Origin of the sequence: Parabacteroides sp. PM6-13, from assembly GCF_029892605.1 — a bacterium.
In the GTDB taxonomy this organism is placed as follows: Bacteria; Bacteroidota; Bacteroidia; order Bacteroidales; family Tannerellaceae; genus QVMG01.
This window is the reverse complement of sequence record NZ_JARXWF010000011.1, coordinates 96,696-121,441: the sequence shown is the minus strand read 5'-3', so window position 1 is coordinate 121,441 and position 24,746 is coordinate 96,696. Positions and strand designations below refer to the sequence as shown.

Annotated in this window: 15 protein-coding genes and 1 tRNA gene; 10 read left to right on the top strand and 6 right to left on the bottom strand. The window is 46.5% G+C overall.

Translation table 11 applies throughout. From position 1 onward, the window contains the following. Positions 1 to 7 precede the first annotated feature (7 nt). The 5 genes from M2134_RS11620 to M2134_RS11600 form a co-directional block, all read right to left on the bottom strand. A complete protein-coding gene (locus tag M2134_RS11620) occupies positions 8 to 3,373 on the bottom strand; it encodes a glycoside hydrolase family 78 protein (RefSeq protein WP_280758193.1) in 3,366 nt (1,121 codons plus the stop codon). Positions 3,374 to 3,595: 222 nt separating this feature from the next. Continuing rightward, positions 3,596 to 5,389, bottom strand: a complete 1,794-nt coding sequence (locus tag M2134_RS11615) for a RagB/SusD family nutrient uptake outer membrane protein (protein ID WP_280751245.1) — start codon at positions 5,387 to 5,389, stop codon at positions 3,596 to 3,598. A gap of 22 nt (positions 5,390 to 5,411) precedes the next feature. Continuing rightward, positions 5,412 to 8,432 (bottom strand): TonB-dependent receptor, encoded by a 3,021-nt coding sequence (locus tag M2134_RS11610; protein WP_280751246.1) that lies wholly within the window; start codon positions 8,430 to 8,432, stop codon positions 5,412 to 5,414. 52 nt (positions 8,433 to 8,484) lie between these two features. Beyond that, the gene (locus M2134_RS11605) at positions 8,485 to 9,651 is read right to left on the bottom strand and encodes a glycoside hydrolase family 30 beta sandwich domain-containing protein (RefSeq protein ID WP_280751247.1); all 1,167 of its coding nucleotides are present in this window, start codon (positions 9,649 to 9,651) and stop codon (positions 8,485 to 8,487) included. A gap of 173 nt (positions 9,652 to 9,824) precedes the next feature. Beyond that, complete coding sequence (locus tag M2134_RS11600) at positions 9,825 to 11,555, bottom strand: DUF6377 domain-containing protein (RefSeq protein WP_280751248.1); 1,731 nt, start codon at positions 11,553 to 11,555, stop codon at positions 9,825 to 9,827. Between the two features lie 718 nt (positions 11,556 to 12,273). On the opposite strand from M2134_RS11600, the gene M2134_RS11595 reads away from it, so the two are divergent. The 3 genes from M2134_RS11595 (at position 12,274) to M2134_RS11585 (ending at position 16,930) form a co-directional block, all read left to right on the top strand. After that, positions 12,274 to 14,607 carry a glycoside hydrolase family 3 C-terminal domain-containing protein gene (locus tag M2134_RS11595; protein WP_280751249.1) on the top strand — a complete coding sequence of 778 codons (2,334 nt, stop codon included), beginning with the start codon at positions 12,274 to 12,276 and terminating at the stop codon, positions 14,605 to 14,607. Positions 14,608 to 14,714: 107 nt separating this feature from the next. Beyond that, positions 14,715 to 15,941: an esterase gene (locus M2134_RS11590; RefSeq protein ID WP_280751250.1), complete on the top strand. Its 1,227-nt coding sequence runs from the start codon at positions 14,715 to 14,717 to the stop codon at positions 15,939 to 15,941. 86 nt (positions 15,942 to 16,027) lie between these two features. Then, positions 16,028 to 16,930, top strand: a complete 903-nt coding sequence (locus M2134_RS11585; RefSeq protein ID WP_280751251.1) for a putative sulfate exporter family transporter — start codon at positions 16,028 to 16,030, stop codon at positions 16,928 to 16,930. A 16-nt stretch (positions 16,931 to 16,946) separates the two neighbouring features. Here the strand turns inward: M2134_RS11585 and M2134_RS11580 are convergent, their stop codons facing one another. Then, a complete protein-coding gene (locus M2134_RS11580; RefSeq protein ID WP_280751252.1) occupies positions 16,947 to 18,089 on the bottom strand; it encodes an aldo/keto reductase in 1,143 nt (380 codons plus the stop codon). A 906-nt stretch (positions 18,090 to 18,995) separates the two neighbouring features. Here M2134_RS11580 and M2134_RS11575 point away from each other — a divergent pair. From M2134_RS11575 to M2134_RS11545, 7 genes are all read left to right on the top strand, one after another. Further along, positions 18,996 to 19,069 (top strand) — tRNA-Thr (locus M2134_RS11575). A gap of 93 nt (positions 19,070 to 19,162) precedes the next feature. Continuing rightward, entirely contained in the window at positions 19,163 to 19,708 is a 546-nt protein-coding gene (locus tag M2134_RS11570; RefSeq protein WP_280751253.1) for a DUF4199 domain-containing protein, read from the top strand. A 9-nt stretch (positions 19,709 to 19,717) separates the two neighbouring features. Further along, positions 19,718 to 20,671, top strand: coding sequence for a glycosyltransferase family 2 protein (locus tag M2134_RS11565; protein WP_280751254.1), 954 nt, complete (start codon positions 19,718 to 19,720; stop codon positions 20,669 to 20,671). 1 nt (position 20,672) lies between these two features. After that, entirely contained in the window at positions 20,673 to 21,674 is a 1,002-nt protein-coding gene (locus M2134_RS11560) for an FAD:protein FMN transferase (RefSeq protein WP_280751255.1), read from the top strand. 108 nt (positions 21,675 to 21,782) lie between these two features. Further along, the gene (mce, locus tag M2134_RS11555; protein ID WP_280751256.1) at positions 21,783 to 22,196 is read left to right on the top strand and encodes a methylmalonyl-CoA epimerase; all 414 of its coding nucleotides are present in this window, start codon (positions 21,783 to 21,785) and stop codon (positions 22,194 to 22,196) included. Positions 22,197 to 22,228: 32 nt separating this feature from the next. After that, a complete protein-coding gene (locus M2134_RS11550) occupies positions 22,229 to 23,782 on the top strand; it encodes an acyl-CoA carboxylase subunit beta (protein ID WP_280751257.1) in 1,554 nt (517 codons plus the stop codon). Between the two features lie 96 nt (positions 23,783 to 23,878). Further along, on the top strand, positions 23,879 to 24,730 hold the full coding sequence (locus M2134_RS11545; protein ID WP_280751303.1) for a lamin tail domain-containing protein: 852 nt from the start codon (positions 23,879 to 23,881) through the stop codon (positions 24,728 to 24,730). Positions 24,731 to 24,746: the final 16 nt, after the last annotated feature.

Sequence of the window (24,746 nt, the reverse complement as noted above, 5' to 3'; positions counted from 1 at the left end):
GTGTTTGTTACTTAGACACTACAAATTCATAACTGCCCGAGGTAAGTTCGTACTGGCTTTTGCCATTGTTGTATTTGTTCGAGCGTATACCCTCTTTGCCTTTGGCAACATTTACCTTTCCTGCGTTCTTGGCTGGTAGGTATAACGTGGCGGTCGTATTGGGCGGAACGGTCACTTTATAGGTGCATTTGCCGTTCTTTACTTCCCAGCTACTCTCTACCATGCCATACATGGTTTCAAAGCCAGCTTTCACATAATCCAGTCTTTCGTCGGTCTGCGGTTGAAGAATAATGTGTTTGTAGCCCGGATTCTTCAGATCTCTTTCAATACCGGCACTGTGAGACATCATCCATTCTTCGATCGCTCCATAGGCGTAGTGGTTGAATGAGTTCATACTCACCGGGCCGAACCCGTTTTCTACGGTATAGGAGTTCCATCTTTCCCACATCGTTGTGGCTCCTTGCATCACAGGGAATAACCAGGAGGCAAACTTGGTTTGCAGGAATAGGTTATAGGCCTCTTTGTGATAGCCGTTTTCTGAAAGAACAGTCGTGATATAGGGCGTACCTACAAATCCGGTGGTAAGCGTGTAGTCACTGTCTTTGATTGTTTCCAACAGATGCTGGATGGCTTTCTCTTTGTTTTGGTCGTCGAACAGGCCAAAATAGAGCGGCAATATGTAAGAGGTCTGCGTATGCACACGTACCGGGTCATCGCCGATTACTTCAGGCTCCTGGCCGCTGCTTCCCGGCGTCGGCATGCCTCTGAATCGGGCTGCTTCGGCAGGTACGATGGTATAGCCTTCCGCATCGACAAATGTTTTGTTGAATGCCTTCTTGATATTGTCGTAGAAGGTAGCGAATCGTTTGGCATCGCTCTCTTTATTCAATGCTTCGGCAATGTTTTTCATGATCCATGCCGCGTATCCGGCATAGGCCGTGTTGGTAAGCATGGTGTTTGTACTAACAAGCCCTAACCAGTCGCCCGTTCCGCCGATTGGCTGGATATAGTCTGTCGCGATTCTTTCTAAGTAGTCAATAAACTTCACCATGGAGGGATAGTGTTCCTCGATCATACCCACATCGCCATATTGCTGATAGAGCTGCCAGGGAACAATGACGCCTACTTCCTGCCAACCGCCGACAACCATGCCGCCTGTGGCCGGTGCACCTGCGGGAGGAGGCCCCAGGTTCGGGAAATACCCGGCATATCCGCCATCTGTTCCCTGATTGTCTCTGACGGTGTGGAACCAACGTGTAAAGAAGGGATCGACATTCATATTATAGGTGGCTGCACGGGCAAACACCTGCGCATCTCCGGTCCAGCCCATTCGTTCGTCGCGTTGCGGGCAATCGGTCGGCACAGCCAGGAAATTGCCCCTTTGTCCCCATACAATGTTCTCAAACAGACGATTAACGTTTTCGTTGGATGTTGCATAGTAGCTTGTCTGTTCGCCAATCGATTCCAGAGCAATGCCTAACACATTCTCCAGGGGCAGGGGCTCGTCCAATCCGTCGATCGACAGATAGCGGAAACCATGATAGGTAAAGCGTGGTTCGTAGGTTTCACCCTTCGGATCACCTTTGAAGGTATAATGGTCTGTCGATAGAGCGCTCCGGTAGTTCTCCAGATACATCTGTCCTTTCTTCTCTTTATACATCTCTACCGTATAAGGCGCAACCGGATTCGTGGGGATCACTTCCGGATAAAGCATCTCGGCAAAATGAATGGTGATCTGCTGACCTGCTTTTCCTTTCATATTCACCAGACGGGGAACGCCTGCCATGTTCTGTCCCAGGTCATACACATAGGTGTTGCCTACTTTCTTGACCGATTTAGCCTTCAGGGTAACGGTGTTTTGTGCTGTTAATCCGACATATCCTTGCAGGATAACCGTTTGAGAAGGTGCTTCCACCACGGTGGCCTCCTGCCATTTGGAATCGTCAAAGTGGCCTAATGTCCATCCGGGCACCTCTTTCATGGCATTATAATCTTCTCCGTTCAACAGGCTGTTGGCTTCGATCGGGCCATTGTCATAACATTTCCAGCTGCCGTCGGTCACAATCGTCTCTTTGGTGCCGTCGGTATACTCCAGTGTGATCATAGCCATGAGCGACTGTTTCACGCCATATTGATCCTGCCAGGAAGAGTTGAATCCCATATGATCGCTGAACCATCCCGTTCCGATCATGGCGCCCACGCCATTTGCTCCCTCTTTCAATATATCTGTAATATCGAAGGTATTGTACATGATACGATAACGATAATCTGTCCATCCCGGGTTCAGGTAGTCCTTGCCTACTTTCTTATCGTTGATATAGAATTCATAGACCCCTCTTGCCGTGGCATAGAGGCGAGCTTGTTTGAGCTTCTTGGATACTTGGATCGTTTTGCGAAGCATAGGAGCAGAGATATCGCCACCCGGTTGCCATGAAAGCACCTTGCCGTCGCCGGTGATGGCATATTCCTTTTGGTCTGCGTATTGGATGGAGTTCCAGTAATTCTCGCTTATCTGTATGTCGCTGAATGTCGCCTTTTCGCCTTTGGGCTGGTTGAAGCCTATCTGATACAAGCGGCTGTTGGCATTGGGCTCTTCGGGGGAATCATTGTTGGTTCTGAAACGATAGGGATCGTTCCCGCCATACATGCCTTGAGGACCACCGGGGCCACCGGCTGCTGCCGCCTTACTGGTCGCTTTTATTTTATTTCCGTTTAATTCGATATACATACTGTAACCTCTCGGACCGGCCACATCTACCTTTATATGATGCTTCGCCAGTTTGTTCGATGCGGTAATGATAGAGGATACATCTTCGCTGTATTCGATGGTTTCTACCCCGTTTAATGTGCGGCTAAGGATTAGTTTCGCCTTCTCTTTGGTGTCGATTTTAATGGATATATAGCTCTTCGGGTTCTTTACTCCAAACAGAAATACCGCTTGGTGGCTGCCTTGCGCGATCTGGAAATCATAATCGATGACAAACTGACTACGGTATTTTGATAAGTTATACACAGAAGAACCGATCCATTGCGCGTTGCGCCAGCTGGTGCCGAGTAGTCCGGTTTCAAACCATTCGGTTGCCGATTCACTCATCTGGTTCTTTTCATCCCATACCTGTACTTTCCAGAAGTATCTGGTGGTTGCCTTTAGGGCATCTCCATTATAAGCGATGCCGATAGAGGCATCAGAGTCTATTTTGTTTGTGTCGTACACATAGTTGCCTTTCGCCAGATCGTCCTGGGAGAGGGCTACTACGATTCGGTACGCGGTTTGTGCTGCTCCATACCTGTCGGATTGCATTTTCCAACTGAAGCGTGGACGCGAAACATCCATACCGATCGGATGATCCATAAATTCGGTTTGTAGTTTCACGATGGAAGGATTTGCCTGTAAATAGATACTTATGAGTAACAGAAGGAGTATCGGCATTACTCTCTTAGTGAATTTGTGATTCATATGCGTTGTTTTGAATGTAAGTAAATGGTCAATAGAAAACCTGCCGAAGCAGGTTTCTCATCGTTTTTTAGCGCTGAGAATTTATTCTCACCCGCGTGAGAAAAAATTCTCATGCGGGTGAGAAAAAAAATAGAACTATTACCAACCTGGGTTTTGTGCCAGTTCAAGATCTGAATTTAAGTTGATAACGGTCAAAGGTATCGGGAAGAGTCCCCAGGCCGGTTTAATACCCGGTTGACCACAATCGGAAGCATACATGGTATGTTTCTCTAATTGATAAGCCACCTCTGCACATGGGCCATTCGCTGTATTCATGCGAAGCAATGTCGGCCAGCGATGTTCTTCCCATGCCAATTCACGAGCACGTTCATCCAGGATATCCTTCAACGAAACGGAAGTATATTCAAAACCGGCTTTCGCACGTTTGCGCACTTCGTTGATGGCAGTGGTGGCACCCGATTGATTGCCATTACGCAGATGAGCCTCCGCCAATAACAGGTAGGTCTCCGAAGAGCGAGCTACATACCAGTCGCGTCCCCACATAACGGCATACGGCCCATTGGCATGTGTGTGACGGGCTGTCCATCCCCAACCGTCTTGCATCGTTACTTTACAAGATATACGCATATGGGTTGAAGGAAATTCCAACCATTCTTTCTGAACCACCTGTCCATGTCTGGAGTGTTTGGTATCTAAGACGATCGGATTACAGAGGTTTACCTCCGCATTGCGGATATCATTTGCAAAGTCTCCTTCCCAGACCACATCATCGATGTAATCGGCAGAACCTACCATACCCCAGGTGGTACCACCCAAATAGGGTGAGTTAGGTCCACCCGGATACTGGCTATAATCCACATTGCCTTTCCATGGACCACCCGATGTGCCATCTTCCTGATAAGGCGCTGCCCAGTTCAGGTCACGGAACGGCGTATAACAAGTGATACCAAACATATAGAAACGTCCGCCGTTTTCATCGTATTTTTCTACTTCCGGTACCTGAACAGCCATCAGACTTTCTGTATTGCCTATGCTATAATCATAGTTGCCCAACTGGAAGAGGTCATAGAATACATTGCCATCTTCTTTGTAGTTGGCTACACCGTTCGACTTGCCCTGATCTGCCGGGTTGGCACGTACACCAAAGCGCTCTTTCATCAACGGATGAAGGGCAATGGTAGCCTCGGCTGCCTGTACAGCCAGACCGAATTGTGATTTGTCGCCCGTTTCTGTGCCTAACGCGATATAGGCTTCAGCCAGATAGTGGTTAGCAATGCCTTTGGCAATGCGTCCGTCTTGTTCCGGGTAGTTAGGAAGACCGGCTACGGCCACTTTTAGATCCTCGATAGCAAATTTATATGTCTCCTCACGCGTGGAACGACCATAATCGAACTTCAATTCGTCGGAGTATTCAGACACGATGGGCACACCACCAAAACATTCTGCCAGTCGCAAATAGGCCCAGCCACGGAAGAATTTGGCTTGTGCTACCGCATAGGCCTTATCGCTCTCTGATTCCCAGTTTACCAGTTCCGCACCATACAAAGCCAGATTCGCATGTGCAGCCAACTGATAGAGTGAATTCCAAAGCCCATTGAACGCTGCATTGTCGGAGTTCAGGTTCATGAAATTAGAGAACAAACCGGATGCCATATAGGGATAGCCATTGCCCCCGAAATAATCCGCACCATTACCATGTAATAAGTTGGCAGCTCCTCTTGAGCTCTCCATAAAGCTATTCGCTACTCCATACAAGTCTGTGAAGGCAACGTAAGCACGAACAATCGTCGCATCTACCTGGCTGCTCTTTGCAAAGGCATTATCTACCGTATAGATCGTTTTGGGTTTTTCTTCCAGGAAGCCATTATCGTCGCATCCTGTGAATAATGCTGTTGCAAACAACCCGATCAATAAATATATATTCTTTTTCATAATTGCAATTGTTTAAAAAGTATTAGAATCTTAAGTTCATACCAAATGTATACGAACGAGGAAGCTGTTGCGAACGACTGCTGCGTACCTCCGGATCACTGAAGTCCCATCCCGGAGCGATGAAAAACAGGTTACTGCCTGACGCATAGAGTTGCAACTGAGCTACACCCATCTTCTTCAGCCATGGGCTTCTGAAATTGTATGAGATGTTCAGGTCTTGCAAGCGAACAAAACCATACGACTGCAAACCAACAAACTTAGATGTATCGCCATTCGGGCTAAGGTATTTGTTTGTTTTGTTTTCCGGTGTCCACCAGGGGTGGTCTTCCGTATTGTTCCATGCCATGTTTTCGAAAGAAACAAAAGCGTTGTTGTTAGCCGCTACACCGTAGCCTCCACCGCTAAATGCTCCGTTGAATAAGAAATAGAGCGACCAGTTTTTCCAGCTGATGGTATTAGCCAGGCTTAAACGGAAGTTTTCTTTGTCGTAACCCAGTACCTTGCGGTCTTCCGGCGTGATCTTACCATCTTCGCTATTGTCGATATTGGCATACATCGGGTCTCCGTAGTTACCACCGTTGGCAGCTATATAGGCATCGCCTTTTGCATCCTGCTGGATAATGCCAATCCACTCATACCCGTAGATAGCTCCTAACGACTTATTCAAGAAGAGGTTGTTAGTGATATCGTCTTTCCCGTCTCCATAAAGCTCGTGCAGAATACTGCGATTCATGGTGAATGACAGGGTAGTGGTCCACATAAAGTCTTTTGTTTTCATGTTTATAGAGCGCAGAGTCGACTCAATCCCCCAGTTGTTGATCTGTCCCATCGTAGAGGACTGTGAGGAGATACCTGCGCCCATTACCGGGATCGTACGGTTGAAGATCTGGTCGGTCGTCTGAGCGGTATAGGCATCGAGTTCGAAATGCAAGCGGCCTTTCAGGAAGTCTGTTTCTACACCAAAGTTCCAAGAGGTGGTTGTTTCCCAACCCAGTAGTGGGTTACCTAAAGTGGCCAATGATTGAGCGAAATAAGGAGTTCCACCGAAGTAATAGGTATATCCGCCTGATTTACCCATCGTTACTGTTGATAGCGTTCCATAAGGGCGCAGGGACTGGTTACCGTTCTTACCCCAGGAAGCCTTCAGCTTTGTATCACTCATCCAAGGGATTTTGCTCCAGAATTTCTCGTTCGAGATGGTCCAGGCTACCCCTACAGCCGGGAAAGTCCCCCATTTCTTATCCGCACCAAAGACTGAGCTACCGTCGCGACGAACAGAGGCATTGAAATGATAGGTGTCTTTGAAAGAGTAGCTTGCACGTCCCAGATAACCTACGTTGTTGTGGAGGGTATAGCTGATCTCACTGATTTTTTGAGAAGAAGCATTATTCAAGCCGTAAAAACCAAGTGTCGTATTACCAATGGCAGCAAAGTCGGAGCCATCCACCTGATTGCCTTCCGAGCGGTTGGAGTCGCGTGTGTACACCAAGGTAGCATTGAGGAAATGATCGCCAAATTCACGCGTATAGGTCAAGATATTATCGAAAACGTATGAAATATTCTTGTTGGCACTCATATAGCCATTTGCCTGATTCAAATGTTTGTCAAAAGAATCAGATGTATAAGGCTCGCCTTCGTTCACATAATATTTTTCGTAGTTGAAACGGCGGCTGTTGATATTACGGTTGGTATAGCTACCGGTCAGTTTATAACTCAATCCATCAATATAGGGGATCTTCACCTCTATTTCTCCCCCCAGGGTGATCGAATTGATACGTGTTTCGGCATCCACACCACCATCGTCTACCCCCCATAACGGGTTGAACGTAGTCGGCTCTTTGGCACCTAATATATGCTTACGTAATGTTTTGCCATCTTCCATATAAGGCTCACCCCATGGAGAGTAATAACGGTTGTAGGAAGGACGGATACCATCCATTTCCATATTGGCAAAGTTGAAGTTCAATCCGGCTCTTATATATTTGGTAATCTTTGTGTTCACGCGTGCGTTTACCGTTTCCCGCACAAACGTATTCCCTTTGATAAAGTTCTTATTGTCCATATAAGAAGCCCCTACCAGATAATCCATATTGTCTGTACCACCGGAGATATTCAAAGCGTAGTCCTGACGAACACCGGTTTGCGACACGAAGTCATACCAGTCTGTCCATTCTCCCTTTTCGTAGTTGGCCTTTTCCAAATCGCCCATCCAGGAGATATCACCTGCTTCGCGGCCGGTACGTGCATTGATCAGGTCAATGTATTCGTATCCGTCACGAATATCGGGTTTGTAGTTGGATTCTGACAAAGAGATGGAGCCGCGGAAGTTGATCATCGGTTTACCCTTTTCGCCCTTTTTGGTGGTGATCATAATCACCCCGTTGGCAGCCTGGGAACCATAAGCAGCTAACGAAGTCGCATCTTTCATAACGCTCATCGACTCCACGATATCGGGACTGATATCATTGATAGAGCCTTTGAAGATGACACCATCCAGTACGATCAACGGATCGCTGCCACCATTGATGGATTTCTGACCACGGATCTGAATGCTGGCGCTGGCACCTGCTACACCCGATTGCGACATGGATAAACCGGGCGCAATACCACGCAACATATCCAACGCACTGTTAGGAGCTGTCAGGGCCACCCCGCCTTCGGATACTTTGAAGGTAGAGACCGAACCGGTAAAGTTCTTACGTTTGGTCGTACCATAACCCACTACCACGACCTCATCAAGCAACTCGCTGTCTTCCTGCATCGTGATAGTCATGTTGGCTGCCGCTTTCTCTACATGGGTTTGCATACCTACATACGAGAACTGCAGATTTGCCCCATTACTCACTGTGAGGGTAAATAATCCGTCAATGTCGGTCGTTACCCCATTCATAGTCCCCACCTCCAGTACATTGGCACCAATGATAGGTTCCTGATTGGCATCTTGCACCAGACCCTTGACAGTCAGTTGAGCCCATAAGGATGAGCTGGCACACAAAAACAAAATCACAGACCATAGCCTGAATGAATGATTTTTTCTTTTCATGATTAATAATAAACTTAAAGTTAATAAACAATATATCGCTCTTCGCGTCTTCTTATCGACACACCCATGTATGGAATGAATAGGGAGGCATAGTGGCCACTTGTTGCCTTCCATCGATATCCAGTTGGAGTGTTATAGGTTGCTCTGTTTGATTAGCTGATACCACCACGACTCTTTTGTTCGGATTGATAAAAGCCAGGGCATCCTGATAGCTCTCATCCGTTATGGACAACAACCGGGCACCGGGTTGCACATAATGGCTGATATGTTTCATCAAATAATAATCAAGTGTGAACTCATAACTCTTGGTTGCTTCATCCACGACCACTAAGGCGTTTTGCGACACCTCCTTTTTGGGTAAAGAGAGGGAGCCATAGGCATAGATATCATCACCCTGTTTTAGGGAATGTTTTATCTGATTCCACAAAAGGAAAGCCCTTTCCCGATCATTTTCTCCCTCGCCCTCTTTGGGTTGATTTCCCCAATAGAGCGCAACCTTTCTTTCTGTCATCTTGGGCTTTAATACCCGAATAAACTGAGCCAGGCCGGACGGAGTCAGTGTGTAAGTGGAAGGATGAAACTCATCCTGTGGGGTGATCCGGCTGATAGGAATCCCTTTCAGTCGGTAGGCATCAATATACTTAGCAAAGTAGGAGGCATAGGCCTGCAGGTAGAGCTCCTCGGTGATAAATAATTTGTCCTCTATCATCCACGAGGGAGGAACGCCGGGAGAGGCCCATACGATCAGGTTGGGGTTTTTATGCATCGCCTCTTGCAGGAAAGGGATAAGTGCTTTTTCGTCCTGTTCGATGGAGAAATAGCGCAGGTCGAAGTCGCCCTCCACCTCGTCGTATGAATGCCAATCGGAACTGAAATGATCCGCACCCATGGGGATCCGCGCTACGGTGAAGTTAGCGCCGGTGCCGGGCGTGAAAAACTCTGCTAAGACAGAGGCTTTGTCGGTGGACGATAGTTTATTGAGTGATTCCCATCCCAACGCATAGAAACTGGCGCCAAAGCCTTTTAGCTGATGCCCTGCGTTCTTGCTGTTTAGACTGATGGTTGAGGTCGCGGGGGAGGTCGCATCCGTTTCGTTCGGTAGTACCTCCTGCCATGTATTGCTTTCGGTTGAACTGACCCACTCACGAATCAGTGTCTGTTCTTCGCAGGAGAAGAACAAACCGATCAGGAGAAGCCAAAACAACCGTGTGTAATTCATGAGGTCTATTATTATTTAGTCTGGTAGCAAACGCTAAGACAAATATAATAGAGGCGTTAAGGGGTTGTTTGGGGTAGTAATACGCTTCTTAAGAAAGTTAGTAAGGTTTTGGTTAGTGTAAGTGTTTGTGTGCGTGCGGTTTACTTTTTATCGTTGGTAAGGTTGTTGTAACCTCAGAACTCCTCCGGTAGAGGCTCATCAGGGGCTTTCCAACCACCAATTTTACGCACCTGCCGGATGAACTCCTCTTCCGAAGCAATAATCCGGCCACGCATCTTCATACGGCTGTTATAAATCGTTTGTGGCGATACGCCTAATATTTTGGCAATCTTCACACTGTTGTTGATCCCCAGCCGAACCAAGGCATAGATACGAATATCCGTATTCAACTTCTCCTCATTGCGCACCACGATATGCTCTTCCGGCTTGAGCAGGGTGTTGAGCTCTTCCAGGAAGTTGGGGAAGATACTCAGGAAGATGCTGTCAAAATGGTTGTTGAACTCCTTCATCTCATTGCTCATCGTGGAGTCGTTGGGGGCTGTCATCTTAAGTAAGTCATCGTATTGCTTCGCTTTCAGCTTGCGATGAATACTCTTCCGGAAGTTGACGATCTTCTCCAGGTAATCGGAACAAACGGCAAAAAGCTTCCCGATATACTCCTCTTTCAGGAAACTGGCTTCCTGCAACCGCTCATTGACTTCAACCAATTGCTTGCTACTCTCACTTAAGGAGTCATGGGCAATCTGCAATTCCTTCTGATGTTCGGAAAGTAATTGCAGGTTTACATCCAACTCCCGGTTGCTTTGGCTCAACTGTTTCCGCAATTTGAGTTGCTTTTTAAAAAGCATATATACAAAGACTAATAAGATCAAAAGAATGAAAGCCATTGCCGCAATGCCCCCTATAAAGGCGTTACGCTTTTTGGCCTCCTCTTCCAGATGCGCCACGGTTGAGTCGTATAGTCGCATAATGGGCACATGTATTGTGCCGCCCCGTACACGGTCAGGGTAATCGTTTAGCATCCCCATATAGGCTTTCATAAAGCGATTGGCATAGACCAATTCGTCTATTTCACGCGCATAACTCGCTACAATGAGCAGGGAGGGCAGGTTTCTGTTCACCCGTGAGATATCGGCACAAAGCCCTTTGACATAATACTTCAACATATTCTCGCTGTCGCCTGTTGCACTTGACAGAATCCCGGTAGCGAAGCATAATTGAGCATACCATAAATCATCTGCCTCCATTGTATCCACCCGCTCCCTAAGCATACGACATACCTCCGGCTTTTTCTCCGCGTCTGTTTCGTTCCAGAAACGCCCCCATAGGTAGTAAGGAGAGGATTGGTTTGTTTCAATAGTCATCAGAGAATCGCCGTAAGCATGTACCTCATCCAGTAAAGGAGAATTATAGTAGATAGAGCGCTGCGACCAATAGTAAAGTTGTTGAACATAATACTCTAATTTAATCTCCCGAGACATGGGGAGCTGCCGGGCTTTATCCAATACCTCATAGGCCTCGTCTAATAGTCCGATAGCGGAATATACCTTGGCTTTGGCAAGATAACACTCGACTATCCGGTCGGTTTTATCATGTTGCGATGCCAATGCATAGTTCTTTTCTATATAAAATAGGGCTGAATCGTATGAAAAGGAATAATAGTTTTCGTAAATTAATTTATTGTAGAAGTAACTTGCCTCTAAGCTTTGAGGTTGGGAGGCTTTCTGTTTGAGTTCCACTAATTTATTGTCAAGGATTCGTCTATACTCCTCTTTTCGGTTTAAGGCCGAGTCCAACCTACTCAGATATTCCCTCCCTTCCGTCTGGGAATGAGGGGTAGGGCTACAGCTACAGGCACATAATAAACAAATAATAGTGAGTAGAATCATGGCTTTTTTCATCATGTTCTTTCTTAAGGTTACAATAACTATGGTTGACAAATATAATAATAATCCTTGTAACTATTCCGCGCATTTGACTTGTTTTGTTTTTATATACGTCCGACAGGACTGTATAATTTCTCCTATATTTTCGCTGAAAAATGACCTTAAATCGGGTTATATGTTAATAAATGATAAAATGAGGCTTAAAATTCGCATTTTTCTCACTATCAAAAAGTAATTAATTTTCCGAAATAAGACTCTTTTCGATAGGAGTAGACCGAGAAATCGGGCTGTATATAGGGTGATTAGCTTACGTTTTAATAGTATTTAGGGGGTGTCTAGGGAGTGCCTATATAGTGCCTATATAGTGCCTACATAGTGCCTATATAAAAAGTACGTAAAAAGTACGTAGACAGTACGTAGACAGTACGTAGACAGTACGTAGGCAGTACGTAGGCACCCCCTAGGCACTCCCTACCCAATAACCGGGCAGGAGGGGGGAGGGCAAAAATAGAGTTTGTGTCTCAAGGTATAGGCTAAAAACGGGCTTCAACCCTGTTTACTATTGGCTTAAGACAAGCGATTGATTTGTAATGTGTTAAATAAAACGAATGGTTACTATTTCCTGTCTAATATACGTTTCTAACCTATATACCCCTTTTTTGTTAATTACATTTGTTGCACTCGTAGTTCTTTCCCAAGGAGAATTCATACATGTAGTAATCTTAAATATAGTACAATGAAAATTTATGCTTTTGCACTAAGTGCATGCCTGTTGTTAGGGGTTGGCCAGGCCAATGCCCAGCAGTTAAAATTACAAGAGAATAATGTGGATGAAATAGTCAAAGCCATGACGCTGGAAGAAAAGGCGCGCCTATTGGTTGGCGGGCGTAATGAATCGTTCGGCGGAGGAAACAGTAGTACGGTAGGCAGTACGCAGGCTTTGGTTCCGGGGGCGGCCGGTACGACCCAGGGCATAGAGCGCTTAGGTATTCCTCCTACGGTATTGGCAGATGGACCGGCCGGTATACGTATTTCGCCTACTCGCCCGAATGATCCCAACACCTATTACGGAACAGGCTTCCCGGTGGGTACAGCCTTGGCGTCGACCTGGGATGTGAACCTGGTAGAGGCGGTAGGCAAGGCTATCGGTGAAGAGGTATTGGAATATGGAGCCGATGTGTTGTTAGCTCCGGGTATGAATATCCATCGTTCTCCTCTTTGCGGACGTAATTTTGAATATTATTCCGAAGATCCTATTGTGACCGGGCTGATCGCTACGGCCTATGTGAAAGGGGTACAAAGCAATGGGGTAGGGGTAAGCCTTAAACATTATGCTGCCAATAGCCAGGAAACCAACCGCACGGGCGTGAATGAGGTGGTATCCCAGCGTGCCTTGCGCGAGATCTACTTGAAAGGGTTTGAAATAGCCGTGAAGGAGAGTGCGCCTTGGACAGTGATGTCGTCCTATAATAGACTGAACGGTCCGCTGACCCAGGAGAACAAAGAATTGTTGACTACGGTCTTGCGCGATGAGTGGGGATTCGACGGTATTGTGATGACCGACTGGATCGGTAAGCGCAATACGGTGGCTCAGGTACAGGCCGGTAACGACCTGATGGAACCGGGTATGCCCGAACAGAGTGAAGAGATTGTAGCCAAAGTGAAAAGTGGGGAATTGGCTATCGAAGAGGTGGATATCTGTGTAAAGCGAATCTTGGAATATATCGTGAAGACCCCACGCTTCAAAGGATATAAATACAGCAATAAACCAGCGTTGAAAGAACATGCCGCTATTACCCGCCAATCGGCTACCGAAGGCATGGTGTTGCTCAAAAATGAGGAGGCTACTCTGCCACTGAAAGGTATTAAAAATGTAGCTCTGTTTGGTATTACCTCATACGATTTCATCGCCGGAGGAACCGGATCGGGTAATGTGAATAAGCCTTATGTGATTGACCTGATGCAGGGTTTGACGAATGTAAACCTGAGCGTGACGGAAAGTATTAAAGACCTGTACACAAAATACAAAGCTTATCAGGAGTCAAAAATCGAAAGCGACAGACTTCCTGGTGGCTGGCGTTGGGGAAAAGCTGTTTTGCCTGAAATGAGTGTTTCCAGAACGGCCATCGACAAACAGGCCAAAGAAGCTGATATCGCAATATTAACTATCGGCCGACAAGCCGGTGAAGGGGGTGACCGCGTGATTGAAGACGATTTCAACCTGACGGATGTGGAACGTCAATTATTAGACGATATCTGCGATGCCTTCCATGCAGAAGGGAAACGGGTAGTGGTGATTATCAATACCGGTGGTGTGATTGAGACAGCCTCTTGGAAGAGCCAGCCCGATGCGATCCTGTTGGCATGGCAGCCCGGACAGGAGGGGGGCAACTCGGTAGCGGATGTGTTGGTAGGCAAAGAGAACCCCTCCGGGAAACTGACTATGACCTTCCCGATCGCGGCGATGGATCATCCCTCTTCGTTGAATTATCCGATTAACCTGGTGTCCGCAGCTAATGACCCGTTATTCCCGCGCCAGCGCGATCCGAGGAAGAATGTAGATTATACGCTTCACCAAGAGGGTATCAATGTGGGTTATCGCTATTTTAATACGGTAAACAAAGCGGTGTCTTACCCGTTTGGCTATGGGTTGAGCTATACTAATTTCGCCTATAGTAAAGCTACTGTAAAAGCGACCGGAAATGGATTTACCGCCAGCATTGTCGTGACCAATACCGGTAAAACGGCAGGCAAAGAGGTGGTGCAATTATATGTATCCGCTCCGAAGGGTGGTTTGAAGAAGCCGGCCACCGAGCTTAAGTCGTTTGCCAAAACCAAACTTTTACAACCGGGTGAAAGCCAGACGTTGACCTTTAAGGTGTCTAATTATGATCTGGCCTCTTTCGACGAAGCGATTCAAAGCTGGGTAAGCGCAAAGGGTCAATACACCGTGAAGTTTGGCGCTTCTGTGGAAGATGTGCGCGCAACAGGCAGTTATACCCTCTCGAAAGAGTTTACACAAAAGGTAAATGATGTGTTGCGTCCGGATATGGAATTAAATGAGTATTGATACGTGTTATTCTATAATTTGTTGATGTAAGTAAGAGTCGTATCTTTATGATCAAATCATAAGATACGGCTCCTCTTGCCTTTGTCTCATTTCTAAAAAGTAATTATATGAAAAAAATCATTGTTTCTTTAGTGTGTTTATTGGTCTTTACACAGGCCTGGTCGCAGCAGGCTTTGTTTGGCGGGAATGATCTGGTATCGCCCGAAGTAAAAGAAGACGGAACGGTTACTTTCCGCTTGTTTGCTCCTAAGGCGGTGCGGGTACAGCTTACCGGCGATTTCCTGGCGAAAGAAAAAGTGGATTCTCCTATGGGACCGGTGGAGAGAGATCTCGTTGTTGATCTGCAAGAGGGGAATGATGGGGTGTGGACCTATACGACCGGCTCCTTGTCGCCTGAGCTTTACTCTTACAAATTCATCGTGGATGGACGTGATCAGTTGGATCCCTCGAATGTCTATATGTGTCGCGATATCGCTACCTATACGAATATCTTTATTATAGAAAAAGAGGCGGGCGATAAAGGTGATTTATACAGTGTCAACAAGGTGCCGCATGGCAGTGTGTCGAAAGTATGGTATGAGAGCCCGACGTTGAAGATGTCGCGCCGGATGACGGTCTATACGCCTCCCGGTTATGAGAAGGGTGGGCGTTATCCGGTATTGTATCTGTTACATGGCGCAGGCGGAGATGAAGAGGCATGGGCAACCTTAGGCCGTGCTTCGCAGATTATGGATAACCTGATTGCCATGGGAAAGGCAAAGCCAATGATTGTTGTAATGACCAACGGAAATACCAACAGCGAAGCAGCCCCGGGCGAAGGCTCGAACGGCATGTATAAACCCTCCTTTAGGGGGCATGCCACATCCAAGCCTGTTGCCTCGATGGAAGAAAGTTTCCCCGACGTGGTGAATTATATAGAGAAAAACTACCGCACGCTGAAAGGAAAGAAAAACCGCGCCATTTGCGGACTCTCCATGGGAGGAGGACATTCGTTCTCTATCACCAAGCGCTATCCGACTATGTTCGACTATGTTGGTTTGTTCTCGGCAGCTATCTTTATGGGCGGAAACAATGATCCGCAAAAGAATATGTTGGAGCAAATGAACGAGGATGCGACGTTTGGTAAGGAGGTAGCCGCTGTTTTTGCAGCCAATCCGAAACTATACTGGATTGCCATAGGGAATACCGATTTCCTGTTTGATGCCAACACGAACTATCGCAAATACCTTGATTCCAAAGGGTATAGATATGAATACCTGGAAACCGATGGTGGGCATATATGGCGTAACTGGCGTATCTATCTCACCTTGTTTGCTGAGAAGATTTTCCAGTAGTGAGAGTAGGTAAATCAAGAAGGATTCGAATTATATAGTAGAAAAAGAAATGTAAGTCGTAACTTTGTCCCCAAATAAATGGACAAATGTTACGACTTCTTTTTATCTCTTTGTTTATTCTTTCTGCCTTTCTCTCTCCGGCTATTGCCTTGTTTTGCGGAATCGTATATGCACTGCTCTTTGCGAATCCCTATCCGAAGCCAACTAAGAAACTATCCAAATACCTGCTTCAGGCTGCTGTTGTAGGGCTGGGATTCGGTATGAATCTGCACCAGTCGCTGGCGGCGGGGCGCGAGGGGATACTTTTTACGATCGTGTCGGTCGTTGGCGTGTTGGTGTGTGGCTGGTTGATCGGGCGTTGGATAAAACTCCCACCCAAATTATCATACCTGATCTCTTCCGGTACGGCCATTTGCGGAGGCAGTGCGATTGCCGCTGTCGCTCCGATCGTAAAGGCTAACGACGATGAGACCTCCTTGTCGCTGGGAACCATTTTCATCTTAAACGCGATTGCCTTGTTTGTTTTTCCGCTGATAGGACACGCTTTGGGACTGACCGAGCAGCAATTTGGGATGTGGTCGGCAATTGCCATACACGACACCAGCTCGGTGGTTGGCGCAGCCTCTTCCTATGGACCACAAGCGCTTGAAATAGCTACGACGGTGAAGCTGACCCGGGCGTTGTGGATTATACCCCTTTCGCTGGTGTCGATCTTTTTGTTCCGTAGCGAGGGTAAACACAAGATTTCAATCCCTTGGTTTATATTCCTCTTTATCCTGGCAATGGTGGCGAATACCTATTTGCCTATTCCGGAAACGGTGCAGCGTGTCATCTATATAGCTTCGCATAAGATGCTCTCCGCTACACTCTTCCTCATTGGTTCAACTCTGTCGGTAAAGACCATAAAAAGCGTAGGCATAAAGCCCATTGTGTTGGGTGTCTCCTTATGGATATTGATCTCCGTTGTGACCCTTCTTGTTATCTTGTAAGAAGCATTTGGGACTATTAACGCAACAATGCCTCAGCCTGTTCCATATTTCGGATAATAGAGACCGAGAAAGGGCATTTGTCTTCACAACTGCCACAGGCGATACAGTCGGCACCACTGGCTGATAACGATCTATAATGCTGTTTAATGCTTGGAGGGATTTGCGCGGTGTCCAACCGGGCAATATCCAGGTACTTATTCACCATGGCGATATCGATATTCACCGGGCAGGGCTGGCAATGGTTGCAATAGACGCATTGGCCGCTACCCTCTCCCCGGTAACCACTGATGATCTCCATGTAGTCGCGCTCTTGTTCGGTCGTTTGCAGATAAGCAACTGCCTCTTCTACCTGTTTAGCCGACTGGCAGCCGATCATCGTACTGACAACACCCGGGCGGGTCAAGGCGTAATGGATGCATTGTGTGACTGACATTGCTTTTTTGAACGGAGAGTGTTCGGCCGATAAAAGCCTTCCGCCACCCAATGTTTTCATCACGGTAATAGCGATCTCCTGTTGTTCGCAGTATTTATAAAGATCGGCACGTACCGGATCGATGGTGACATATTGCTGTTCGGACAGTTCTTCCATGGTGGTTAAGACATCCGTTCCGGCGGGTGTCATATCGAAGGCGGGGTTGATGCTGAACATCATCAGATCCACAACGCCTGTCTCCAATAGCTTTCGGGCTACAACGGGGTTGTGAGAGCTTGTTCCGATCGCACGGATAACGCCTTGACGCTTCAATTCCAAGGCATAGTCGACAATGCCATTGGTGAATATCTGCTCCAGGGCTTCATCGGAATCGATGAAAAACAACATGCCTACATCAATATAATCGGTACCGAGATGCTTCAACAGTTGTTCGAAATAACGTTGGCAGGTAGGCAAATCGCGGCTGATATCGTATTGCTCACTCAAGTCCACCGAGCCGATATGGCCTTGAATAATCATCTCTTTGCGGCGGTTGCCAAGTGCTTTGCCTATGTTGTGTCTCACCTCGTCGCCCGGCATGAACAGGTCCATGATGTTTATCCCCTGATCCAGAGCCGCGTGAATGGTTTCTTCCACTACGGCATAGGGTTTGCCATCCAGGTGTTCCGAACCCAATCCGATTACGCTGGCCGATAGACCGGTCTTTCCTATTTTCCGATATTCCATGATTCTATCTCTTTATTTGTTTTTTAAGCTGTAAGAAATAACAAAAGAACAAAGTTAGGAAGAAAATGGCTTTGGCTGTTTGTTTTAAGGCTCAAATCATTTTACTGTGTGGGTCAAATGCGGGAAAGCTTAGATTAAGGTCTATCTTAAAAATACAAAGTGTAAGCAAAAATGCCATTTTGCTTTACAATATGATACGTTAAAAAGTGTTACTCCTGCGGGTAATTTAAAATAGCCCTGCGTTTACGGAAAAAAAGTCGGTCGATTTTGACAAAATGTAAGTTTCGCTTAGCGCAGCGTAAAGCAATTTGGTCAAATTGGAAATCTTTGAGTTTTGGAAGATGGGAAGATGTACGGTCGCAGATCGCCGCTATGCGGCGTTTGGGCACCCTTAAAAATCTTCCAATTTTGGAAAATTGGAAGCTATTGAAGTCCGGAAGGACTTATAGTTGGATAACCCCGCGCAAGCCGTCAGGCGAAGCTCGGGGACGAAAGTATAATAAAAAAGGAGCTCCGTAGGGGCTCAACAGTTGACCTCCTACGGAGCTCATGATATATATATTACTTCAACCCCGCGCTGCACCTACGGTTTGCACGGGGTTATCCAGGTCGAAGCCCTTCCGGGCATGCGGATGTGACTTATAGCGTAGCCCCCCCCCACTTAACCAACACAGTGGAATAAAATCGGCAATACACATATTTTAACACATTCCAGTTTCATGGAATCCAACAAGTTAGAATCTTATTTTTGTCTATGTTGCATAAAACAGTTGCATGAAGGGAAAAAATAACTACTTTTGCAGCCGGGTAAGTCCTATACGGCATGCTCCCTCGGAATTCCCCCAGGGCTTGACCGCAGCAAGGGTACTTGGTTGTAGCGGCGCGATATAGTCAGCTTACCCACCTGCCTCTTTAGCTCAGTTGGCCAGAGCACGTGATTTGTAATCTCGGGGTCGTTGGTTCGAATCCGACAAGAGGCTCAAAAAAGAGAAACCTTTTTCGGGGTTTCTCTTTTTTTTATTTGTGTATTGCAGTTATAAGAGGTAATTTTGCCGTCTGATACTAAAAGGTTTATGTTAGAAAATAGAAGTATATTATTCAAAAGCGCTATGACCTACGGCCTTTCGTTTGGGCTGTTCTGGTGTTTTAAGTATATTTTCTTTATGTTGGGCGTCAGTTCCAACTTCTTCAGCTTCATCTACATGACTCTTACCTTCTTTGTTCCCTTTATAGGTTTGTATTATACCTGGCGATATAAAATGGATGTCGGGGGGCAGTTGGGCTTTATGCATGGCTGGCAATTTGGGGTACTTCTTTATTTCTTTGCCGCTATGGTGGTCGCGCTACTTCATTATATGTTTTACCGTTATATGGCGCCTCCGGGCTTTCTGGCCAACTCTTTGCAACAAACCATTGATATGTTGAAAAGCGCTCAGGCAGACAGTAAAATGATTGAAGCCATCGAAGGAGCAACGATAAGCCCCATACAGATGGCTATCCAGGGGATTTTCAATAATGTTTTCTACGGCATCATTTTTTCGATTCCCGTGGCCTATATAGTGAAGAGATTGAGAACTCCGGTTCTCCCTGATAATGAAGACACAACAGACGATAATTAACTAATCAATATGGATATATCAGTTGTTATACCTCTTTATAATGAAGCCGAATCGCTTCCTGAACTCAACGCCTGGATCGAACGGGTGATGGATGAAAATGGATTCAGCTACGAGGTTATTTATGTGGACGACGGAAGCAATGACGGTTCATGGGATGTGATCGAAGCGTTGAAAAAGAAGAACGATCGGGTCAGCGGAATTAAATTTCGCCGCAATTACGGCAAATCGCCCGGATTGCATTGCGGATTCAAACGGGCCGAGGGCGATGTGGTGATCACTATGGATGCCGACCTGCAGGATAGTCCCGACGAGATTCCGGAACTCTACCGTATGATCAAAGAGGAGGGCTACGACATGGTGTCGGGCTGGAAAAAGAAACGGTATGATCCGCTTTCGAAGACGATCCCGACTAAGTTGTTCAACGCGACAGCCCGTAGTTTCTCCGGCGTCAAATTGCATGATTTCAATTGCGGCTTGAAGTCGTATGATAAGAGAGTGGTGAAAAATATTGAAATATATAATGATATGCATCGCTATATCCCTTACCTGGCGAAAAACGCGGGGTTCAATCGAATAGGGGAGAAGGTGGTGCAGCATCAGGCACGCAAATATGGCAGTAGTAAGTTTGGACTCAGCCGCTTTTTCAATGGCTACCTTGATTTGCTCACGCTTTGGTTTACCTCCCGCTTTGGCAAAAAGCCGATGCATTTCTTTGGTCTGTTGGGAACATTGATGTTTCTGATCGGTTTTATCGCTTTGGTTATTGTCTTATCGATGAAATTGGCTTCGATCCTTTCACCGGATTCGACTCTCCGGCCGTTGGTGACCAGCTCGCCCTACTTCTATATATCTCTCACCTCGATGATTATTGGGACGCAGCTGTTCCTTACCGGGTTTCTGGGAGAGTTGGTAGCGCGCGATTCGTCTCAGCGCAATAACTACAACATTGAAAAGGAGATTTGATATGAAACAGATGAATTTGATTCTCGCTTTTCTAATTGTTTTTTCATCTACTGCCTGTACGCAGAAGAAGCAGTATCTGGAAGAAACCGGATCTGTTTTCCATACATCCTACTCGATTAAGTATGAGGCCTCCAGGCTGATGACTGAAGAGATCGATGCCGAGTTGCAAGCGGTCAACCTGTCGCTCAATCCGTTTAATCCGAACTCGATTATCGCCAAGGTGAATAATAACGAAGAGGTGGAGATTGACGATCATTTCCGGATTGTTTTCAACAAAGCGATGGAGGTGTCTGAAAAGTCGGGCGGTATGTTTGATATTACCTGTGCTCCGATGATCAATCTGTGGGGATTCGGTTTTAAGAATGAAGATCAGGTGACGCCGGAAAAGATAGATAGCCTGAAGCAACTGGTGGGTTATCAAAAGGTGCGTATCGAAGGTAATCAAGTAGTAAAAGAGGATCCACGTGTTATCTTAAACGCCTCTGCCATTGCCAAAGGATACACCTGTGATGTGGTGGCTAATATGTTGGAAGCGCATGGCGTTGAAAACTATATGGTTGAGATTGGTGGCGAAGTGACGGCGAAAGGGGTAAACAGCAAAGGTATCCCCTGGCGGATAGGTATCCGCAAACCGGAAGAGGCCAAAGCCGGACGACCGATTGCCATCGAAGAGGTGGTACAGATAACCCGTAAAGCAGGCGTGGCTACATCGGGTGACTATCAGAATTATTACCTGAAAGAGGGTAAGAAATACGCGCATACGATCAATCCGATGACCGGTTATCCGGCTGAACAAAATATTTTAAGCAGTACGATCGTGGCGGAAGACTGTATGACGGCTGATGCCTGGGCAACCGCCTTTACCGCTATGGGGTTGGAAGAGGCAGTTCGCGTAGCCAAAGCTATTCCCGGACTGGATTATTTCTTTATATGGACTGATGAGGAAGGAGCCTATCGTTTCAGCTCTTCCGAAGGAATGGCAAAGTATCTTCCGAACAGATAAATATCATTGAAAATTACGGAAATATTTCTATATTCCTAAAAAAAAGAGTGTACCTTTGCAGCTTTATTGCATATTAACTTTTACGAAATCATTAATTTAACAAAAAAGATGGAACTTACGCACATTGAACACTTGGGTATCGCCGTGAAAAGCATCGAAGCATGTTTACCCTATTATGAGGGTGTTCTGGGATTGAAATGCTACAATATTGAAGTAGTGGAAGATCAAAAAGTAAAAACAGCTTTCTTTAAAGTAGGCCAAACTAAAATCGAATTGCTGGAACCAACCAGCGAAGAGAGCACAATTGCCAAATTCATTGAGAAACGCGGAGAAGGCATTCATCACATTGCTTTTGCGGTGCCTGATGTACAAAGTGCATTGGATGAGGTGGCTGCAAAGGGCGTACAGTTGATCGATAAAGCACCTCGTGGTGGCGCTGAAGGGTTGGATATCGCCTTTTTACATCCGAAATCAACTTGCGGTGTTCTGACTGAGTTGTGCATGGAAGGACAGAATAAATAAGATTCATTTTTAACAATAAATCATACAATACAATGAGCAACCAGCTTGAAAAAGTAAAAGAACTTATCGAACTCCGCGAGAAAGCCCGCCTGGGTGGTGGAGAAAAAAGAATCGAAGCTCAACACAAAAAAGGCAAGTACACGGCGCGCGAACGCATCGCCATGTTGCTTGACGAAGGTAGCTTCGAAGAATTTGACATGTTTGTGCAGCACCGCAGTACAAACTTTGGCATTGAGAAAACCAAATTCCTGGGCGACGGTGTTGTGACAGGGTATGGAACAATCGAAGGACGTGTCGTTTACATCTACGCACAGGATTTCACTGTGTTTGGTGGCGCCCTGTCGGAAACATTAGCCATGAAGATCTGTAAGGTAATGGATCAGGCCATGAAGATGGGTGCCCCGGTAATCGGATTGAACGACTCGGGTGGCGCGCGTATTCAGGAAGGCGTTAACGCGTTGGCCGGATATGCTGAAATCTTCCAGCGCAATATCCTGGCTTCGGGTGTTGTTCCGCAGATCTCAGGTATCTTCGGTCCTTGTGCCGGTGGTGCTGTTTACTCTCCGGCATTGACCGACTTCAACATCATGACCCGCGGAACAAGCTATATGTTCCTGACTGGTCCGAAGGTGGTTAAAACCGTAACCGGTGAAGACGTAACCCAGGAAGAACTGGGAGGTGCCAGCGTACATACAACTAAATCAGGGGTGGCTCACTTTGCTGTAGATACAGAAGAAGAAGGCTTCCAACTGATCCGTCATTTGATCAGCTTCATTCCGCAAAATAACCTGGAAGAAACACCGGTTATCGAATGTAACGATCCGATCGACCGTTTGGATGACGTATTGAACGATATCATCCCTGACAGCCCGAACCAGGCTTATGACATGTATGAAGTGATCGGTACAATCATCGATGGTAACGAGTTCCTGGAAGTACATGCCGATTATGCTAAGAATATTATCGTAGGTTTTGCCCGTTTCAACGGACAATCTGTGGGTATCATCGCCAACCAGCCGAAGATCATGGCAGGATGTCTCGATAGCAACGCTTCACGTAAGGGAGCACGTTTCGTACGTTTCTGCGATGCTTTCAATATTCCTTTGGTTACGTTGGTTGACGTGCCGGGATTCCTTCCGGGAACAGGTCAGGAATACAACGGTGTGATCCTGCATGGTGCGAAACTGCTTTATGCTTATGGCGAAGCCACTGTGCCTAAGGTAACGGTTACACTGCGTAAATCATACGGTGGTGCTTACTGCGTGATGAGTTCTAAACACCTGCGTGGTGATATGAACTATGCATGGCCAACGGCTGAAATCGCTGTAATGGGACCGAGTGGCGCTGTAGAAGTAATCTTTGCCAAAGAGGTAGCGGCAGCCGAAGATCCTGCTAAGCTTCAGGCAGAAAAAGAAGCAGAATACAAGAAAGCGTTTGCCAACCCATACAATGCGGCTCAATATGGTTATATCGACGATGTGATCGAACCGCGTAATACCCGTTTCCGTGTTATCCGTGCTTTGCAGCAACTGCAGACAAAGAAACTGGTGAACCCGGCGAAGAAACATGACAATATGCCTCTGTAATTCTTACAGATGACGCGAGTAAGAAGTAAGATTTAAGAAGTATAAATGACTATGTATAATAGAATAAAAAGAAACGCAGGCTTTATATTGTTGTTCATGTTGCTCTTTTCTTTTGGAGCGCAGGCGCAACGTGTAACCGCCATGCGAATAAATGAAGTGCTGGTCATCAATGAAGACAATTTCGTCGATGACTATGGTAAGCGAAGTGCCTGGATCGAATTGTATAACAGTTCGGCCGGTACGGTAAATATCGGTGGATGTTTTTTGACAAACGACAAAAACGACCCGAAGAAATACCCTATTCCTAAAGGCGACGTATTAACAAAGATCCCTCCCCGCCAGCATACGCTGTTCTGGGCGGATGGAAACGCGAGTCGAGGTACGTTCCATGCCAGCTTCACGCTGGATCCTACAAAGGAGAACTACATCGCTCTTTATGATACGGATGGTAAAACATTGGTGGATGAGATTGTGATACCGGCAGCTCAAAAAGCGGACGTAAGCTTCGGACGCTCAGTTGACGGGCAAGACGAATGGGCTCTACTGCCCAAAGTTACACCAAGCACCAACAACTTGACATTGGACAGTAATGAGAAGATCGAGAACTTCAAGACGAAGGATTCCTTGGGACTTGGTATGACTGTGACGGCTATGGCAGTTGTATTCCTTGGATTGCTCGTTCTGTTCCTGGTATTCAAAATGACCGGAAAAGCATCTATCGCAGCCGGTGCCCGTCGGGCACAAAAGGCTACCGGAGCAGAAGCGGTTGTTGCCACACCGGGCGAACTCTCCGGCGAGGTATTGGTAGCTATTGGTATGGCGCTTTACGAATTGAATGAAGACGCGCACGATATCGAAAGCACGGTATTGACCATTCAGAAAGTGAAACGTACCTATTCACCCTGGAGCTCCAAGATCTATGGATTACGCGAATTGCCAAGAAAGTAATTATCTATTAATATCA

Bases quoted from the DNA above. Each gene is read 5' to 3' on its own strand.
- M2134_RS11585 (WP_280751251.1), top strand. From the start codon at position 16,028: ATGTTACGACTTCTTTTTATCTCTTTGTTTATTCTTTCTGCCTTTCTC.
- M2134_RS11605 (WP_280751247.1), bottom strand. From the start codon at position 9,651: ATGAATTACACACGGTTGTTTTGGCTTCTCCTGATCGGTTTGTTCTTC.
- M2134_RS11600 (WP_280751248.1), bottom strand. From the start codon at position 11,555: ATGATGAAAAAAGCCATGATTCTACTCACTATTATTTGTTTATTATGT.
- M2134_RS11550 (WP_280751257.1), top strand. From the start codon at position 22,229: ATGAGCAACCAGCTTGAAAAAGTAAAAGAACTTATCGAACTCCGCGAG.
- M2134_RS11565 (WP_280751254.1), top strand. From the start codon at position 19,718: ATGGATATATCAGTTGTTATACCTCTTTATAATGAAGCCGAATCGCTT.
- M2134_RS11615 (WP_280751245.1), bottom strand. From the start codon at position 5,389: ATGAAAAAGAATATATATTTATTGATCGGGTTGTTTGCAACAGCATTA.
- mce (WP_280751256.1), top strand. From the start codon at position 21,783: ATGGAACTTACGCACATTGAACACTTGGGTATCGCCGTGAAAAGCATC.
- M2134_RS11570 (WP_280751253.1), top strand. From the start codon at position 19,163: ATGTTAGAAAATAGAAGTATATTATTCAAAAGCGCTATGACCTACGGC.
- M2134_RS11580 (WP_280751252.1), bottom strand. From the start codon at position 18,089: ATGGAATATCGGAAAATAGGAAAGACCGGTCTATCGGCCAGCGTAATC.
- M2134_RS11560 (WP_280751255.1), top strand. From the start codon at position 20,673: ATGAAACAGATGAATTTGATTCTCGCTTTTCTAATTGTTTTTTCATCT.
- M2134_RS11590 (WP_280751250.1), top strand. From the start codon at position 14,715: ATGAAAAAAATCATTGTTTCTTTAGTGTGTTTATTGGTCTTTACACAG.
- M2134_RS11545 (WP_280751303.1), top strand. From the start codon at position 23,879: ATGTTGCTCTTTTCTTTTGGAGCGCAGGCGCAACGTGTAACCGCCATG.
- M2134_RS11595 (WP_280751249.1), top strand. From the start codon at position 12,274: ATGAAAATTTATGCTTTTGCACTAAGTGCATGCCTGTTGTTAGGGGTT.
- M2134_RS11610 (WP_280751246.1), bottom strand. From the start codon at position 8,432: ATGAAAAGAAAAAATCATTCATTCAGGCTATGGTCTGTGATTTTGTTT.